General features: G+C 31.2%; 17 protein-coding genes and 1 pseudogene. 8 read left to right on the top strand and 10 right to left on the bottom strand.

The genetic code is table 11. The annotated features are described in order from the left end of the window. Positions 1-41 precede the first annotated feature (41 nt). From B4E95_RS03710 to B4E95_RS03745, 8 genes are all read right to left on the bottom strand, one after another. Positions 42-746, bottom strand: coding sequence for a formyltransferase family protein (locus B4E95_RS03710; protein ID WP_291061981.1), 705 nt, complete (start codon positions 744-746; stop codon positions 42-44). A gap of 2 nt (positions 747-748) precedes the next feature. Next, positions 749-1,603 (bottom strand): BadF/BadG/BcrA/BcrD ATPase family protein, encoded by an 855-nt coding sequence (locus B4E95_RS03715; RefSeq protein ID WP_221855585.1) that lies wholly within the window; start codon positions 1,601-1,603, stop codon positions 749-751. 101 nt (positions 1,604-1,704) lie between these two features. After that, positions 1,705-2,187, bottom strand: a complete 483-nt coding sequence (locus tag B4E95_RS03720) for a DUF4625 domain-containing protein (protein WP_291061979.1) — start codon at positions 2,185-2,187, stop codon at positions 1,705-1,707. Positions 2,188-2,239: 52 nt separating this feature from the next. Then, a complete protein-coding gene (locus B4E95_RS03725; protein WP_188319924.1) occupies positions 2,240-2,557 on the bottom strand; it encodes a hypothetical protein in 318 nt (105 codons plus the stop codon). Between the two features lie 7 nt (positions 2,558-2,564). Beyond that, on the bottom strand, positions 2,565-4,949 hold the full coding sequence (locus B4E95_RS03730; RefSeq protein WP_291090009.1) for a TonB-dependent receptor: 2,385 nt from the start codon (positions 4,947-4,949) through the stop codon (positions 2,565-2,567). Positions 4,950-4,999: 50 nt separating this feature from the next. Next, positions 5,000-5,266: a hypothetical protein gene (locus B4E95_RS03735; protein WP_291049116.1), complete on the bottom strand. Its 267-nt coding sequence runs from the start codon at positions 5,264-5,266 to the stop codon at positions 5,000-5,002. Positions 5,267-5,332: 66 nt separating this feature from the next. Then, on the bottom strand, positions 5,333-5,974 hold the full coding sequence (locus B4E95_RS03740) for a hypothetical protein (RefSeq protein WP_291090012.1): 642 nt from the start codon (positions 5,972-5,974) through the stop codon (positions 5,333-5,335). Beyond that, positions 5,974-6,474, bottom strand: coding sequence for an RNA polymerase sigma factor (locus B4E95_RS03745; protein ID WP_291061969.1), 501 nt, complete (start codon positions 6,472-6,474; stop codon positions 5,974-5,976). The genes B4E95_RS03740 and B4E95_RS03745 overlap by 1 nt, the downstream gene beginning before the upstream one ends. 330 nt (positions 6,475-6,804) lie before the next feature. Between B4E95_RS03745 and B4E95_RS03750 the strand changes: the two genes are divergently transcribed. Genes B4E95_RS03750 through B4E95_RS03760 form a run of 3 tightly spaced genes read left to right on the top strand, consistent with a single transcriptional unit; the run spans position 6,805 to position 10,358 of the window. Next, on the top strand, positions 6,805-7,497 hold the full coding sequence (locus tag B4E95_RS03750) for a succinate dehydrogenase cytochrome b subunit (RefSeq protein WP_038337219.1): 693 nt from the start codon (positions 6,805-6,807) through the stop codon (positions 7,495-7,497). 17 nt (positions 7,498-7,514) lie between these two features. Beyond that, positions 7,515-9,527: a fumarate reductase/succinate dehydrogenase flavoprotein subunit gene (locus tag B4E95_RS03755; RefSeq protein ID WP_291090015.1), complete on the top strand. Its 2,013-nt coding sequence runs from the start codon at positions 7,515-7,517 to the stop codon at positions 9,525-9,527. Positions 9,528-9,587: 60 nt separating this feature from the next. After that, the gene (locus B4E95_RS03760) at positions 9,588-10,358 is read left to right on the top strand and encodes a succinate dehydrogenase/fumarate reductase iron-sulfur subunit (RefSeq protein ID WP_038337216.1); all 771 of its coding nucleotides are present in this window, start codon (positions 9,588-9,590) and stop codon (positions 10,356-10,358) included. 647 nt (positions 10,359-11,005) lie between these two features. On the opposite strand, the gene htpG is transcribed toward B4E95_RS03760, so the two are convergent. Continuing rightward, complete coding sequence (htpG, locus tag B4E95_RS03765; protein WP_291090018.1) at positions 11,006-12,883, bottom strand: molecular chaperone HtpG; 1,878 nt, start codon at positions 12,881-12,883, stop codon at positions 11,006-11,008. A gap of 180 nt (positions 12,884-13,063) precedes the next feature. Here htpG and B4E95_RS03770 point away from each other — a divergent pair. The 3 genes and pseudogenes from B4E95_RS03770 (at position 13,064) to B4E95_RS03780 (ending at position 15,388) form a co-directional block, all read left to right on the top strand. Continuing rightward, positions 13,064-13,946: pseudogene (locus B4E95_RS03770) on the top strand (DUF72 domain-containing protein). Between the two features lie 86 nt (positions 13,947-14,032). Further along, complete coding sequence (locus tag B4E95_RS03775) at positions 14,033-15,004, top strand: N-acetylornithine carbamoyltransferase (protein ID WP_291090021.1); 972 nt, start codon at positions 14,033-14,035, stop codon at positions 15,002-15,004. A 60-nt stretch (positions 15,005-15,064) separates the two neighbouring features. Next, entirely contained in the window at positions 15,065-15,388 is a 324-nt protein-coding gene (locus B4E95_RS03780; RefSeq protein ID WP_280062173.1) for a winged helix-turn-helix transcriptional regulator, read from the top strand. A 4-nt stretch (positions 15,389-15,392) separates the two neighbouring features. Here B4E95_RS03780 and B4E95_RS03785 read toward each other — a convergent pair whose 3' ends face one another. After that, complete coding sequence (locus tag B4E95_RS03785; RefSeq protein WP_280062172.1) at positions 15,393-15,848, bottom strand: VOC family protein; 456 nt, start codon at positions 15,846-15,848, stop codon at positions 15,393-15,395. A 195-nt stretch (positions 15,849-16,043) separates the two neighbouring features. Here B4E95_RS03785 and B4E95_RS03790 point away from each other — a divergent pair, with 195 nt between their 5' ends. Together B4E95_RS03790 and yaaA are read left to right on the top strand one after the other, a co-directional pair. Beyond that, positions 16,044-16,664, top strand: coding sequence for an L-threonylcarbamoyladenylate synthase (locus B4E95_RS03790; RefSeq protein WP_291090061.1), 621 nt, complete (start codon positions 16,044-16,046; stop codon positions 16,662-16,664). A gap of 21 nt (positions 16,665-16,685) precedes the next feature. After that, complete coding sequence (gene yaaA / locus B4E95_RS03795; RefSeq protein ID WP_291073675.1) at positions 16,686-17,441, top strand: peroxide stress protein YaaA; 756 nt, start codon at positions 16,686-16,688, stop codon at positions 17,439-17,441. Positions 17,442-17,489 lie beyond the last annotated feature (48 nt).

Raw genomic sequence — 17,489 nt, forward strand, 5'->3', positions numbered from 1 at the left:
CTTTTGAGACAGCTTCTTTTTAATTTTTTTCTAAAAAATATTTAATCCCTTTTATATTTTTCTTTGTATGTTTCAAATGCTTGCATCAAATTTTCTTCTATAGCTTTTGGCATTCTGCGCGTAGCCTCAAATTCATTTGATGAAAGTGATTTGAATTCTGAAAGTGTTGGAATTAATTCAATCGAATTAACTAACATTTCAATTTCTGTTTCATATTGACGATTAGCTAATGAATGAAATGTATCATTTCCATAAACAGGAATATATTGTTGTTCAATCAAAAAGCCAGCGTCAGCTTCTGTGTCTACAAAATGAGTTGTAACACCAATCTCTACACCTTTTGTGATTGCCCATTTTAATGAATCTAAACCTCTTGTCAAAGGTAAAAAACCTGGGTGTGTATTGATAATTCTATGATTTTCAACCAATTCATCTGGTAATAATCCTGCACCTGCAATAATTACATATTCAGCTTTATAATCGTTTAATTGATTATTCAACGTTTCAGCAGTTGTTAAATCAAAATTATAACCAAAATTATTACAGTAATCATCTAAATTTACTTGAATCGCTTTACTTGGACGATGTTGATAAATCGGTTTGAACGGATTTTTTCTTTGTAAAAAAGGCAATGCAAAAATTTTTACATTTTGATAACCTTTAGCTTTTAATCCGTGCAAAACATCTTGTGTTTTGCGATGAGGAGTATTGTAAGAAATTACCGCTATTTTTGGTTGAGCTACCATGATTATTTAATCAAATACTTTTTGTGATAATCAACAACATTATCAATTGGCTTTCTAATAATATGACCAACTGTTAAGTGATATTCTGCCGCAACTGAACGAATAACATCTTCGTAAATATGAGCAATTGAACCAATGAAATTTAATTCAGAATGACGAGCTTCTTCATAAGGCATAATTTGGTATTCGATAAATGAAGACATTGCATCATAAATAATTTTCTGAATAAATGGATCATTTTTATGTTCGACAACAAATTTATTGAAAGATGCTAAATATGTGTTTGCAAATTTATTTTGGTACACATTTTTATTTAACTCATCTACAGATAATTTATAATAATCATCAAAAGCTTTGGCTAAATGTGGAGGCATTTTTTTTGTGTAAAAAGCGCGTAATACACGTTTTCCTAAGTCATTTCCAGAACCTTCGTCTCCTAAGATATAAGCTAAAGATTTTGTTTCTTCGCGCATTGTTGTTCCATCGAAATAACAAGAGTTAGAACCTGTTCCTAAGATACAAACCATTGCAGGTTTTCCCATGTAAGTGGCATAACAAGCGGCTAATAAATCATGGTCTATTACAAATTCGGCATTTGTAAAGAAGTTTTGTAAACCTTCTTTAACAACAGCATGCATTGTTTCGCTGGAAGTTCCAGCACCATAAAAAAAGATTTTTGCGAAATCATTTGCAACAGGTGCAAAATCTTCATTTTTTTGTAATTCAGTCGTAATATCTTCTGCTGTTACAAAATACGGATTAAATCCAATTGTACTTGTTCTAAAAACTTCATTAAGGTCGCTATCTAAAATTACCCAATCCGTTTTAGTAGAACCACTATCTGCTATTGCAATCATTTTTTTGTTTTGATATAATTGAAGAGTGCTAAAATAGTATTCTTTTAACAATGCGCATAAGAAAAAGCCTGAAATTTCAGGCTTTTTATATAAAAAAATAATTAATGATCGTGGCTATGGTCAACTATATCGATTTCGATGTATGTTTCGGATTGATTTCCTGCTTTATCAATTAGAATTAATCCTAAATGATATGCACCATCTACAATACCTTCTTGGGGAATTGCAACTTTATAATTGTATGCATATTCCTTTTTACCTGAAGGAATTGCTTCTTCTTTGGTAAATTCCCATTGAGTATTTGTAGAACTCGATGCTTCTTGCGCACTAGCAGAACGATGGTTATGAGTATGTCCATCTCCTGCATAATGAATATCAATTTTTACAGCTCCCAACTCAATATTATCTTTCAAGATAGCTTCAATATTAATCTCGTCACCTAAATGTAGGTGAGCTTCATCTTTTGGAGAAATTAAATTAATTTCTGGTTTTGTTGTATCTAATGAAGAATCATCTGATGAACAAGATGTAATGAATAATGCTGATAATGTTATGAATGAATATTTTAAAATTGAATTTTTCATTGTTTTAATTTTTTTGAATTGAATGTTATTTTTTAAGATTCTGGTTGATTTATTAATAAACAAAATCTTGAGGCGGACCTCGTGTAAAATGATATTCAATTGTAGAAAGTTTAATTTTTTCTACTTGTTCAAAACTTTCTTTTCTGTAAAATTCTTCGTTTTGTTTTCCTTCAATTTTTGGATCATCATGCGTGTCAATAAAGACAGAATAGAATGTAAAGTGATTACATTGATGATGAATAATTTCTTTCTTTTGATTCGAAAAATCTTGTGAATGATCGATTAAAGAAAAATGTAATTGATTAAAAATTGGAATCGAAAAAAGAATAATACTAAAGAAAAGTCCAAAAATAGGATGTCTCTTTTTCATGTATCAACTATTTTCCGAACGGAATTCCTAACATAACTTGTATGTTTCGAGCTTGTTCTGGTAATTGCAATGCACGATAAAAACTGGTGTGATTGTAATAGTTTTTATTGAATAAATTAGAAACCTGAATACTTAAATTTGCACTAAAATTATTGAATTTAAGTTTCGTTTTTCCTCCAATTCCAACCAAGAAATAACTTGGTGTAATATCTTCGTTTTGTGCAATTTTATCTTGCTCAAATGTATACTTTCCATTTGCAAAAAAGCTCAAACCTTCTAAGAATGCAATATTTTGATTGATTTTATAATTAATTTGTCCAAATAAATTATTTGAAGGCGTGAAAGGAAGATAATTTCCGAATTTTTTATTTTCCGTAATTTGTCGATTGTATAAATATTCGTACACAAGATTTGCATCAAAATTTTCGTTGATTTTCTTACGAACTTCAAATTCAAAACCAGTCAACAAAGCTTTGCTTTGTGTATATTGATAAATTTGTCCACCATGAGGAAGAATCGAAAATTGTCCCGAAGGTTTTAAGAAAATATAATTGCTGAAATAATATAAATACGGACTTAGCGAAATATTCCAATCATTTTTGTGAAAAACAGATTTGAAATCTACAGCAATTCCTTTTTCTATATCAAGATTTTCGTCACCTCGTTCATGTCTAAAACTACCGTGATGAATTCCGTTAGAACCCAATTCTATAGCGGTTGGTAAACGGAAATTTGTTCCAACATTCAAGTTGAAATCCCATAAATCATTTGGTTGAAAAGTTGCACCAATCATTCCGTTTAAATTACTGAAAATACGATCGATTGATTTGCTACGATTTGCATAATAATCTGCAATGCCTTCAGAATTACCTTTTTCAATCAAATAATTGTAAAGAAATTCATCAAAATAACCTTCCGATTTGAACGTCGAATAATCGTAACGTAAACCAGCAGTTACTTTCCAACGATTTCCTTTTTTGAATTCTTCAATCAAAAATCCGCTAAAAATATTTCGGTCATATTTTGGTAATAAATAATTGTAACCGGCAATATTATTGGCTTGTAATTGCGCTTGTGCGCCAATTATTGTTTTGAAATTTTTGCTATGATTATGTTCAAATTTTAATTGAGAATCATACGTTGATAAATTAAAATCTAATTCTAAATCAGGATTTTTTGTTGGAACTGGTTGATTTGCATAATGTGTGTGAAATGAACTAACTTCTTGTCGACGATTGTTTTGATAACTTGCTAAAAATTTTAAAACGTCTTTTGAATTTAAACGAAATTCATTTTCGGAAATTACTTTAAAATGATTCACTTTTTGATAAGGAAATTCGATATTTCTATAATTTCCATCATCTTGAAGTCTATCTACAGAAGGAATTCCGTGTGAACCAGGAAAGAAACCGATTTTCTGATTAACGTTAGAAACAGTTAAAATTGAACGAAATTTTTCACCAATATAACCTGTTTGTATTTCAGCATTCAAATCTTGTCCAGCCGTATTTTTTACACGTTTATTGTAAATTGGTAAATAACGATTTAGGTAATAAATGCGATCAGTAGTCGTTCTGTAGTCTGCATAATCAGAATATGAACCTTTTATTTTATAGAAAAAATGATCGTTACGAGATTTCAAATTAAATCCAATTCCGTAATTATCATTTATTGATTGATATAAAGTTTTTACTTCTCCAGAAATTGAATGTTTCGCTGGTAAATTGTTATTGTTAATCTTGATAACTCCAGCAATAGCTTCATTTCCGTACTCCAAAGCCGCAGGACCTTTTATCACTTCGACATCTTCAACATTTAGCGCATCAATCTCCAAACCATGATCGGCTCCCCATTGTTGTCCTTCTTGTTTTACACCATTTTCAGCAACAATTAATCGATTGAAACCAAGTCCACGAATAATTGGTTTTGAAGCTGATGATCCAATTCCAGAAGCATTAACACCTGCAATGTTTTCAAGTGATTTGGCTAATGATCCTGCATAGTTTTCTTGAATATAAGATTGATCGACACGCTCTACATTAGCTGTTGAAAAATCGTGATGATGTCCTAAAACAGTAACTTCATCTAAATTATATGCTTTGTGAAAAGTAAGTGTAAAAACAAATTTTTGTTGCGAATCAAACGTAATATTTTGAGAAAAAGGTTCGTAACCTTGTTCATCAATTTGAACTTGATAATTTCCTTTGTTTAAATTCTCAATTCTAAATTTTCCTTCGGCATTTGTGTGATATTCTTCGTTGTTGAAGTATACAGTTGCGAAAGGAATTGGTTTTTGATTTTTATCTATAATTTGACCTTCGAAAATGTTTTGTGCAAACACAGTTCCGCACAATAATGTAGCCGCAATACTACATTTTATGTTGATTGACATAAATACAATAATTTAATAACGTTAAAAAAATAAGGTGGTTTTTTCTGAAATTAAATTGCGTAGGGCGGTGCTCGAAGACTTTTTTGAGTAAGTAATACAGCTTGTTTTACACGAGTTGTGTAAAGTGTTTTATCTTTTTGGATAAATGATTGACACCATTCGAATAACTCGATTTCTGAATCATTTTCTATAAAATGTTGATTGAAATGGCAAATTGTACAGCTATGATCGTGTACGTTAGAGAATTTGTCTTTCAACTCTTTGTGCTCTTTATTTAGAGTATGATCCAATATATGCGCAGACTGATACACTGTCATAAACAGTGAAATCGTTAGCATAAGATATTGGATAAATTTTTTCATTCAGTTTACAAAAATAAGATTTTATTTCATTTCTTTCAACTCTTTCATGTTTTGTTGAAGTTTTCTTAAAAATAAAAAATAAATAATCCCATAATAAACCGTTCCTATAATCACAATAAAAGCAACAGCAGTTATTATTGCAATCCAACCATAAATAGCAGCATTATTCAAAATTGGCTGTATATCATGAGCGTGTTTTGCCAAATAAATAGATTGGCCTAATTCATAATAAAATGGGGAAGAGGAAACAATTAAACTTAAAACAGTAAAAAGAATAAACAAGTTAACCAAACGACGAAATGAAATAATGTTTTTCATCAAATCGACGACAGATTGATTAAGATCTATTTTTTTGAAATAACGATAAGCCATCACCAAAAATCCAAACGTAATCACAATACTAAAAACCGAAGCGATCTCGTAATTGTTAATTGTTTTTTCTTCGACTAATGTTTTGACTTCGTTATTAAAAAAATTTTTTCCTGAAATTAAAACATATAAATTGTAGACAAGAAAAAGGATAAATTCGCAAAAAGTGAATATAAATAACCATTTTATTGTCGTTGATGATTTTTTCTTCAACATTTGAAAAATTTGATTTTGATCAAACTTTTCTTCTTCCTTTATGGAACCCCAAATTGATTTTAAGTCATCTAACTCCATTATTGTTCCATTTTAAACATTATTTCTTTTAATTTTATCTTCACTCTGTTCATCTTTACTCGTGCATTTACTTCCGAAATTCCTAAAGTTTCGGCAATGTCTTTGTAAGGTAAGTCTTCCAAAAATAGCAGTACCAATGCACGTTCTACGTCGTTTAATAATCTAATTGCCGCGTATAAAAGTGTGATACGTTCTTCTAAAAATTCGTCTTTGTCGTCTGATGTTAAGTTTAAAAATTGAGCTTCATTAAAATCAGTTTCACTGGATTTTGTTTTTTTTCTGATTAATGTAATTGCTGTGTTTAAGCTAACACGATACATCCACGTACTAAATTTTGAATCTCCCTTGAAGGAATCGTAAGAACGCCATAATTGCAATACAATTTCCTGAAATAAATCGTCATGAGAATCCTTGTCGTCTGTGTAAATACGACAAACCTTATGGATAATTCCCTGATTTTTCTCGACTAATTCGGTAAATATTTTTGCTTTATTATTCAAACTATTATTCTGTTGCTCTTTATATGTAGTAAAAAAAAGAATAATGTTACATACAACTAAAAAAATAAAAAATCCTCTTATATTTCTATAAGAGGATTAACCTAACTAACTTAAACCTATGAAAAGTTGTTCTACTTTTCTACTGCAAGTATAGAAATTAATTATTTATTAAGCAATAAAAATTTAGAAAAATTGTTAAAAATGTCTTAATTAACTAAGAATGATTCTAAACTATCGAAATCTGTTAACGAAATGATATATTTCATTGTGATTAGAGCAATGGGATGATTAAATTTGTGGAAATATCTAAAAAATTAAACGAATTGCTTTATGGCAAATGAATCATTACTAAAATCTTCGATTGGTAAGAAGTTCGCGATGGCGCTTTCAGCGTTATTTTTGATCGTGTTCTTGTTACAACATTTCGTGATTAATGCATTATCTGTTATTAATCCGAATGGGTTCAATGAAGTTTCGGCTTTCATGAGTGATAACCCTTTTATCCAATATTTAATGCAGCCTATTTTATTAATTGGTGTTGTATACCACTTTGTAATGGGGTTTGTATTAGAAGCGCAAAACAAGAAAGCGCGTGGACCAGTTGCTTATCAAAAGTATAATGGTGCTGCAAATGCTTCTTGGATGTCAAGAAACATGTTAGTTTCTGGATCTGTAATTTTAGTTTTCTTATTATTACACTTGTATGACTTTTGGGTTCCTACAATTACTGATCACTACATTGCTCCAAATCCTGAGTTTGCTCAAGGAAATTACTTTATGGATCACTTAAACCACGTTTTCACATTAGAAGGTGCTTTAAGTTTTGTAAGATTAGTAATTTACATTGTTGCATTTGTATTTTTATCATTACACTTACAACATGGTTTTGCGTCTGCATTCCAATCTATTGGAGCAAGACACAACAAATACACGCCAGTAATTGTTGCTTTCGGAAAATGGTACTCTATTTTAATTCCAGCTGGTTTCATTATCATTGCTGTTTACCATTTTTTTGTTAAATAATTAAATAATATCAAGAAATGAGTATATTAGATTCTAAAACTCCAGAAGGAGATATCGCAAAACAATGGAGCGAACACAAAGCACATTTAAACTTAGTGGCTCCAAATAACCGTGATAAAATTGATGTTATTGTTGTTGGTACAGGTTTAGCTGGAGGTTCTGCAGCTGCAACTTTAGCAGAGTTAGGATACAAAGTAAAAGCTTTTTGTTACCAAGATTCTCCACGTCGTGCTCACTCTATTGCTGCACAAGGGGGTATTAATGCTGCTAAAAATTATAAAGGAGATAACGACTCTATCTATCGTTTATTTTACGATACAATCAAAGGTGGTGATTACCGCGCTCGTGAGTCTAACGTTTATCGTTTAGCGGAGGTTTCTGGTAATATTATCGACCAATGTGTAATGCAAGGGGTTCCTTTTGCACGTGATTACGGTGGGTTATTAGATAATCGTTCTTTTGGTGGGGTACAAGTATCTCGTACTTTCTATGCGAAAGGTCAAACAGGGCAACAACTATTATTAGGAGCTTATTCAGCAATGAATCAGCAAATTCACTTAGGGCACATCCAAATGTACAACCGTCACGAAATGTTAGATATTGTACTTGTAGATGGTAAAGCTCGTGGTATTATCGCTCGTAATTTAATTACAGGTGAAATCGAAAGACATTCTGCTCACGCAGTAGTTATTGCTACTGGTGGTTACGGAAACGTATATTTCTTATCTTCTAATGCAATGGGTTCTAACGTAACTTCAGCATGGAAAATTCACAAAAAAGGTGCTTATTTTGCTAACCCTTGTTATGTACAAATTCACCCAACTTGTATTCCAACCCACGGAACAAATCAATCTAAATTGACTTTAATGTCTGAATCTTTACGTAACTCTGGTCGTATCTGGGTTCCTAAAAAGAAAGAAGATGCTGAAGCAATCCGTGCTGGTAAGAAAAAAGCAGTTGATATCAAAGAAGAAGACAGAGATTACTACTTAGAAAGACGTTATCCTGCATTTGGTAACTTAGTTCCTCGTGACGTTGCATCTCGTGCTGCAAAAGAGCGTTGTGATGCTGGTTATGGTATTGAAGCAAATGAAACTGGAGAAGGAGTTTACTTAGATTTTACAGATGAGATCAAGAAAAAAGGTCGTGAGGTTGCTTTCGCAAACGGAGATCAAAATCCATCAGATGCTGAAATCGAGAAATTAGGTAAAAAATGGATTGAAGAGAAATATGGAAACTTATTCCAAATGTATTGGAAAATTACAGATGAGAATCCATACGAAAATCCAATGCGTATCTATCCTGCAATTCACTATACAATGGGTGGTGTTTGGGTTGACTACAACTTACAATCAACAATTCCTGGATGTTTCGTAGTAGGAGAAGCTAACTTCTCTGATCACGGAGCTAACCGTTTAGGAGCTTCTGCATTAATGCAAGGTTTAGCAGATGGTTATTTCGTATTACCTTATACAATTGCAGATTATTTATCAGCAGATATTCGTACAGGTAAAATTCCTACAAATACGCCAGAATTTGATGAAGCTGAAAAGGCTGTTAAAGACCAAATTCAACATTTCTTAAGCAATAAAGGAACTAAAACTGTAGATAGTTTCCACAAACGTTTAGGAATTATTATGTGGAACAAAGTAGGTATGGCTCGTAATGCTCAAGGTTTAAAAGAAGCGATTGCTGAAATTGCTGCTTTACGTGAAGAATTCTATCGTGATGTAAAAGTTCCTGGTGATGCTAACGAAATGAATACTGAGTTAGAAAAAGCTGGACGTGTAGCTGACTTCTTAGAATTAGGACAGTTAATGGCAATTGATGCTCTTAACCGTAATGAGTCTTGTGGTGGTCACTTCCGTGAGGAGTACCAAACAGAAGAAGGTGAAGCAATGCGTGATGATGAAAACTATACTTATGTTGCCGCTTGGGAATATAAAGGTGATGATATCAACACTGAGGTTTTACACAAAGAGGAATTAAATTACAAATATATCGAGCTTAAAACTCGTAGTTATAAATAATAAAATCATTTTGCTTGATAACAAACTTTCAAGCAAAATGTCAAAATATCATATAGAATTATGGCATCATCAAAAACAATCAGCATCACGCTGAAAATTTGGCGTCAAAAAAACGCTAATGCTCAAGGAAAAATGGAAACATATTCCTTAAAAGATGTTTCTACTGATTCTTCTTTCTTAGAAATGCTTGATTTATTAAACGAGCAATTAATAGAGGAAGGAAAAGAGCCAGTTGCATTCGACCACGACTGTCGTGAAGGTATTTGTGGTATGTGTTCTTTATTCATCAATGGAGAAGCGCACGGACCAGATAGAGGTGTTACAACTTGTCAATTACATATGCGTATGTTCAAAGATGGTGAAACGATTTACATCGAACCATGGAGATCTGCTGCATTCCCAGTAATCAAAGATTTAATTGTAGACCGTTCATCTTTCGACCGTATCCAACAAGCTGGTGGTTACATTTCTGTAAACACATCAGGACGTACAGTAGATGCAAACAACATTCCAGTAAACAAAATGCATGCAGATGAAGCGTTTGACGCTGCAACATGTATTGGTTGTGGAGCTTGTGTTGCAACTTGTAAAAATGGATCTGCAATGTTATTCGTAGGAGCTAAAGTTTCTCAATTCGCATTATTACCACAAGGACAAGTAGAAGCTGCTCGTCGTGCTCAAAAAATGGTTGCACAAATGGATTTAGAAGGTTTTGGTAACTGTACAAATACAGGAGCTTGTGAAATCGAATGTCCAAAAGGAATTTCTTTAGATAACATCGCACGTATGAACCGTGAGTATTTATCTGCAAAAATTGTATCACAAGAATAATAACATTCTGATATATATTAAAAGAGCGACATATTTGTCGCTCTTTTTTTGTTATAATAATTGCATAAAAAAAGGATTTCAATTTCTTGAAATCCTTCCCAATGTCAAATTCTTTCTTCTGAATAAGTCCATTGTAACTTGTTCTATTTAAATGATTATAAAAAAAGAATTTTTATAAATAGAACAAATATCTATTGTAAATAATAAATGAAATGTACTCATGTCTGATTGATTATTAATTATATGTAAAAATGCAAAAACTATGAGCAAAATCGATTTAAAAAGAACGTCTGGAGAAAAAAGGATTTCAATTTCTTGAAATCCTTCCCGAAATTTTTGATAATGATTTGAATTAATTTTCACCTTATTATGAAAATTCTCTGTCGGCTTAAAAATTTCGTTATTTTGTGGAAAAACAACTATTAATTTTAATGTTCTGTTTCAAAACAACTAAAGTATTTTGAAGTCCTGAACGAATAATTATTAATTCCTTGATGTAAAATTAATGATAAAAATCATGTTTTACAAATTATTTCAGATTAATTTTAAAAGTTTAACACATCAATAAATCTATTTAGAAATAAAAAATCCAGCACATTATGTGCTGGATTTTAAGTTTAAGATTACTAAAATATAGTGTTCTGAGATTATTTAATGTTCTTAAAACTTCTATTGATAAAATTTGTTAATTCTTTACCTTTTAACAAACCTTGTGATAATTTTGCTAGATCTAATGCTTGATTAATCAACGCTTCTTTTTCTTCTTTCGAATCTTTAGCTAAAATTTCTGTTGCTAAATCCGAGTTTGCATTCACAACAACATTATACATTTCAGGTAAATTACCCATTCCAAACATCCCAGCTCCGCCAGAAGCTTGCATATCTTTCATACGACGCATAAATTCTGATTGCGTAATGATGAAAGGTGCATCTGTTCCAGATAAATCTTCTAATTGAATTGTATATGATTTATTGTTGATTGATTCTGTGATTTCAGTTTTCAATTTTTCTTTATCATCATCAGATAATTTGGAAATTTTAACTTCATCTTTTTCAATCAAATTATTGATATGATCTGCATCAACACGAACAAATGTTACATTTTCTTTTGTAGATTCTAACTTCTGAATCAAGTGAGAAGAAATAGGAGAATCTAATAAAATTACTTCGTAACCTTTTTCTTTCGCAATTTGTATGTATTGATCTTGTCCATCAACATCAGATGCGTAAAGAATAACTAATTTTCCGTCTTTATTTGTTTGGTTGTCTTTAATCGCACTATTTAATTCGGCCCAAGTAAAATATTTACCATCAACTGTTGGATACAATGCAAATTTGTCAGATTTTTCGAAGAATTTATCTTCCGAAATCATTCCATATTCAATGACAACTTTAATATCGTTCCATTTTTGCTCGTAATCTTCACGATTTTGATTCATTAATGAAGACATTTTATCCGCCACTTTTTTCGTAATATGCGCAGAAATTTTCTTAACTGCTCCATCAGCTTGTAAGTACGAACGCGAAACATTCAACGGAATATCTGGAGAATCAATCACACCGCGCAATAACATCAAGAAATCAGGTACAATTCCTTTCACTTCGTCTGTTACAAACACTTGATTTTGGTACAATTGAATACGATCTTTATCAATATTGATGTTGTTTCCTAATTTTGGGAAGAATAAAATTCCAGTCAAATTAAATGGATAATCAACATTTAAGTGAATATGGAATAAAGGTTCTTCGAATTGCATTGGATACAATTCTCTGTAGAAATTTTGATAATCTTCGTCAGACAATTCTGATGGCGCTTTTGTCCAAGCCGGATTTGTATTATTGATAATATCATCAACTTCGATTTCCTCAGGTTTTGCATCTTCTGAAGCATCTTCTGGTAAAGGAAGTGTTTCTTTTTTCGTTCCAAATTTGATCGGAATTGGCATGAATTTATTGTATTTATTCAATAATTCACGGATTTTCCATTCGTCTAAAAACTCTTTCGAGTCTTCTGCAATGTGTAAAACGATTTCAGTTCCACGATCTGTTTTATCCGAATTTTCTAATGTAAATTCAGGAGAACCATCACACGTCCAATGAACTGCAGGCTCGTCTTTATATGATTTTGTTATGATTTCTACTTTATCCGCAACCATAAATGCAGAATAAAAACCTAAACCAAAATGTCCGATAATTCCGTCCGCATCTTGGTGTTGATTGATAAATTCTTCCGCTCCAGAAAACGCCACTTGATTGATGTATTTCTCCACTTCATCAGCTGTCATTCCCAAACCTTGGTCAATAATGTGCAAAGTATTATCGTCTTTATTGATTTTTACTTCAATTTTTGGATTTCCGTATTCTACTTTTGCGTCACCAATACTTGTTAAATGCTTTAATTTCAGGGTTGCGTCAGAAGCATTTGAAATTAATTCACGTAAAAAGATTTCGTGATCGCTGTATAAAAACTTCTTAATTAATGGAAAGATATTCTCTACCGAAACATTAATATTTCCTTTATTCATCGTTATTGTATTTTTATTATTTAATAATTAGTTTTTCTTGTAAATAGTCTAAATCATAAGATTTATTGACGAATTCTAAATTTCAAAAGATATTCCAAATGAAATTTTTCTGACATTTTGTCGTAAAATAGATCATGAGAACTGCTTATAATTGCTTAATTTTCGTTCAAATTTAGAAAGATGAAATTCGGAAAAGTAGAAAACCTAGAATTGGTTAATTTTAGATTGCCAAAAACGCCAAAAGAAACGATTGATTTTTTTGAATAAAGCTGATAAATCAGATAATTTCGAAGTATATGTAGGCTGTGCAAAATGGAATAAGCAAGATTTGAAGAATTTTTATCCGCCTAAAACAAAAGATGAATTGAGTTATTATTCAAAGCAATTTAATAGTATCGAGCTAAATGCGACATATTATCGTTCGCCAAGTAAAGAAAATGTCGAAACTTGGGCAAATAAAACTCCAAAAGATTTTAAATTTTTCCCGAAAATTCCACAAAGTATTAGTCATTATGGACGATTGCAAAATGTGACAGATAAATTGAATGAATATTTGGATGCAGTTGCGTTATTTGAAGAAAAATTAGGAATGATTTTCTTACAAATGCACGAAAATTTTGCTCCAAAAGATTTTGAAAAATTAGAAAATTTCATTCAAAATTTTCCGAAAGGTTATCCGTTAGCTGTAGAACTTCGTCATGAAGATTGGTTTTCGAACGAAGAAAATTTTAATCGATTGGTTTCGTTATTAGAAAAGCATAACATTTCAAATATTATTGTTGATACAGCGGGTAGGAGAGATATGGTGCATATGCGATTGACTTCGAATGAAGCTTTTGTGCGTTTTGTTGGAGCAAATATTCCCTCCGATTATGAACGATTAGATGAATGGATTGAAACAATTAAACTTTGGAAAGCAGAAGGTTTGCTGAAATTGTATTTCTTTATTCATCAAAATTTAGAGTTAGAATCGCCAATGTTAGCCAAATATTTTATTAAGAAATTAAACAATGATTTAGATTTAGATATTCGTGGTCCGCAAGATGAATTGACGTTGTTTTAAGTGAAAATTAGAAAAAATAATTCTTTAAACCTCGATTGTTTCAACTAATTTTGCAGAACAAATAAAACAAAAGATTCTTCTCAATTATGAAACAATTTACTTCGGTTAATGATGTAGAAAACATCGACGAATTACTAAAAATAGCCTTAGAAATTAAAGCAAATCCTTTTGCTCAACAAGAGGTTGGTAAAAACAAAACAATTGGTTTAATATTTTTTAATCCAAGTTTACGTACACGTCTAAGCTCTATTAAAGCGGCTTATAATCTTGGAGCAAATGCTTGGGTTTTGAATGCTGGAGCAGATTCTTGGACATTGGAAATGGCTGATGGTGCTGTGATGAACGGAGATACGCAAGAACATATCAAAGAAGCAATTCAGGTAATGAGTGCGTATTGTGATGTTTTAGGCGTTCGTACTTTTCCGAAATTAGTAGATCGTGATGAAGATTATAACGAAATCATGTTCAATAAAGTAAAAGAATTATCTTCTGTTCCTGTTGTCTCTTTGGAAAGTGCAACTTTACATCCATTACAGTCTTTTGCTGATTTAATTACAATTGCAGAAAAAACGGGTTATACGCCTGGGACAAAACCTGAAAAGAAAGTGAAAGTTGTGATGACTTGGGCGCCGCATCCACGTCGTTTGCCACAAGCTGTTCCGAATTCTTTTGCGCAATGGTTTTCTAAGGTAGATTGGGTAGATTTTACAGTTGTACAACCAAAAGGTTTGGAGTTAGATCCAAAATTTACTAATGGAGCAACGATTGCTTATGATCAAGATGAAGCGTTGAAAGATGCTGATTTTGTCTATGCAAAAAACTGGTCTTCTTTTGAAAATTATGGTCAACCGAATGATGGTGATAAGGATTGGGAAGTGACAATGGATAAAATGAATTTGACAAATAACGGAAAATTTATGCATTGTTTACCAGTTCGTCGCAATGTAGTAGTATCTGATGAAGTTTTAGATTCTGATCGTTCTATCGTAATTGATGAAGCAACGAACCGAATTTTCTCAGCTCAAACTGTTTTCCACGAGATTTTGAAGAATAAATAGATAAAAAAACAAGGCTAAAGATTAAATTTTAGCCTTATTTTTTTTCAATCTCATTCAATTATGAAGAAAGAAAATTCTACAAATTCTATTAATGATAAATATTTAGAAAACTTTTGTAACGCTTACAAGGTTTTATCCTTAATCACTGGTAGATGGAAGGTTTCAATAATTTTTACTTTAAAGGAAACTACAAAAAGTTATTCTGATTTGAAATTAGAATTTCCTAATCTTACTGATAGAATTTTGACAAAACAATTGAAAGAATTGCAAATAGATCATTTGATTGAGAATGAAAAAGATAAAACAAAATCAATTTATAAGTTATCTTCAAAAGGAGATAAAGTTTTATCACTATTAGAAAATATCAATAAATTAGATTTATAAAAATTTAAAAATGTACATTTTCTAAAAATTCAATAACCTCTCCATTAGGACTATAAACAAGACTATTACGAACATTAACCGGTTTTTTATCGTTACTTAATAAAAGTTCGTGAACACCTTTACTCAAATCAAAAGCTCCATTTTTTATTGCCTCTTCTCGAGCTTTTTCTGCATCTTTTACCATAAAACAAATATGTAAGATTGAATTTTCAATGTATTCATCATCCGCTTGCCTTTTTCTACCTTGAGTTGGAATTTCAGCATCTTTATCAAATAATTCGATGTAACAATTGATATTTTTATTGTAAATCATTACAGCTTTTTTTAACTTAAAAGAAGGCAATGACCATGAATGAACCTCTTCAAAACCTAAAGAATCATAAAATTTCAATGTTTTTTCAAAGTCATTTACTTTTAAAGAATAATGATGAAAGGCTACTATATTTTCTGCTAAAATCATGTTTAATTTTTCTGTAAAATTAGTATGGTTGACATCTCTTTACAAGAACTTACAAAATTGTTAGTTGGAGTTTTTTAAGAAAATATCATGCAACTAAAGAAGAATATCAATTTCTTCAATCATCCAATCAAAAACAAAAATTTAGGAAAGAATTTTATTGATTGCAATTTTGTATCTTTGAATAAAGATTTACAAATGGCAGATTATATCAGAATTCATCCAGAAAATCCACAAGAAAAAGCGGTTGATCAAGTGGTTAAGATTCTACAAAATGGAGGTTTAATTATTTATCCTTCTGATACTGTGTATGGATTAGGATGTGATATTACGAATATTAAAGCAATGGAAAAATTGGCACGATTGAAAGGTGTAAAATTAGAAAAATCTCATTTTTCGATTGTTTGTAACGATCTAAGCCATTTGTCTCAATATACTTTACCAATTGATAATAGTACGTTCAAAATTTTGAAACGCGCTCTACCAGGTCCTTTTACATTTGTTATGAATGCTTCGCGCAATTTACCTGTAGCTTACAAAGGGAAAAAAACGGTTGGTATTCGTGTTCCAGATCATGCTGTTCCACAAATGATTGTAGAAAAATTAGGAAATCCTATTGCCTCAACTTCTATTTATGATGAAGATGAAATTGTAGAATATACAACAGATCCTGAATTGATTTTTGAAAAATGGGAGAAACTTGTAGATGCTGTGATTGATAGTGGTTATGGAGATAATATTGCGTCTACTGTTGTTGATATGACAGATGGAGTAGAGGTTTTACGTGATGGTAAAGGTGATATTGAAGATTATTTATAATTTATTTTTAAGAAAAAAACTATGAAAATATTACTTTCTCCAGCGAAGATGATGAATTTGGAAATGAATGCTAAATGGAGAGCAACAACACCTCAATTTTTGGAACATTCACAAGAAATTATGGATGTTATGAAAGAAATGAGTACAACTGATCTTGAAAAATTAATGAAAATTTCGAAAGACATTGCAGAAATGAATGTGGAGCGTAATCAGGTTTGGAATGTTAAACCTACTGCGAAACAAGCTATTCCAGCAGCTTTAGCTTTCAAAGGTGAAGTTTATAGAGGTTTAAATGCTGAAACTTTAGATGATGAAGCATTTGATTACTTTAATAAACATACTTTTTTGTTATCTGGGCTTTATGGAATGTTGCGTCCTTCTGATAAAGTAATGTTGTATCGATTGGAAATGGGTTCTAAATTAGATGTTCATGGTTCGAAAAATTTGTATGGTTTTTGGAAAGAAATTTTGACACCTTTTCTAAATTCAAAATTGAAGAAAGGCGAGTTTATCTTAAATTTAGCAAGTAATGAATATGCTAAAGTTTTGGATAAAAAATCGTTAAAAGTTCCGATGATTGATGTAGAGTTTCAAGATTACAAAAACGGTGAATTGAAAAAAATCATGATGTATTTTAAACATGCTCGTGGTGCAATGGCGCGTTATTGTGCAGAAAATAAAGTTGAAACTTTGGATCAAGTGAAAGCATTTGACGTGGATGGTTATCGTTTTGATGAGAACCTTTCTACCGAAGAAACTTTGGTATTTACAAGATAATGACTAAAAAAAATAATAACTTGAAGACTGCTTTATTAGTAGTCTTTT

The sequence above is a fragment of the Empedobacter sp. UBA7494 genome (assembly GCF_002478465.1).
In the GTDB taxonomy this organism is placed as follows: domain Bacteria; phylum Bacteroidota; class Bacteroidia; order Flavobacteriales; family Weeksellaceae; genus Empedobacter; species Empedobacter falsenii_B.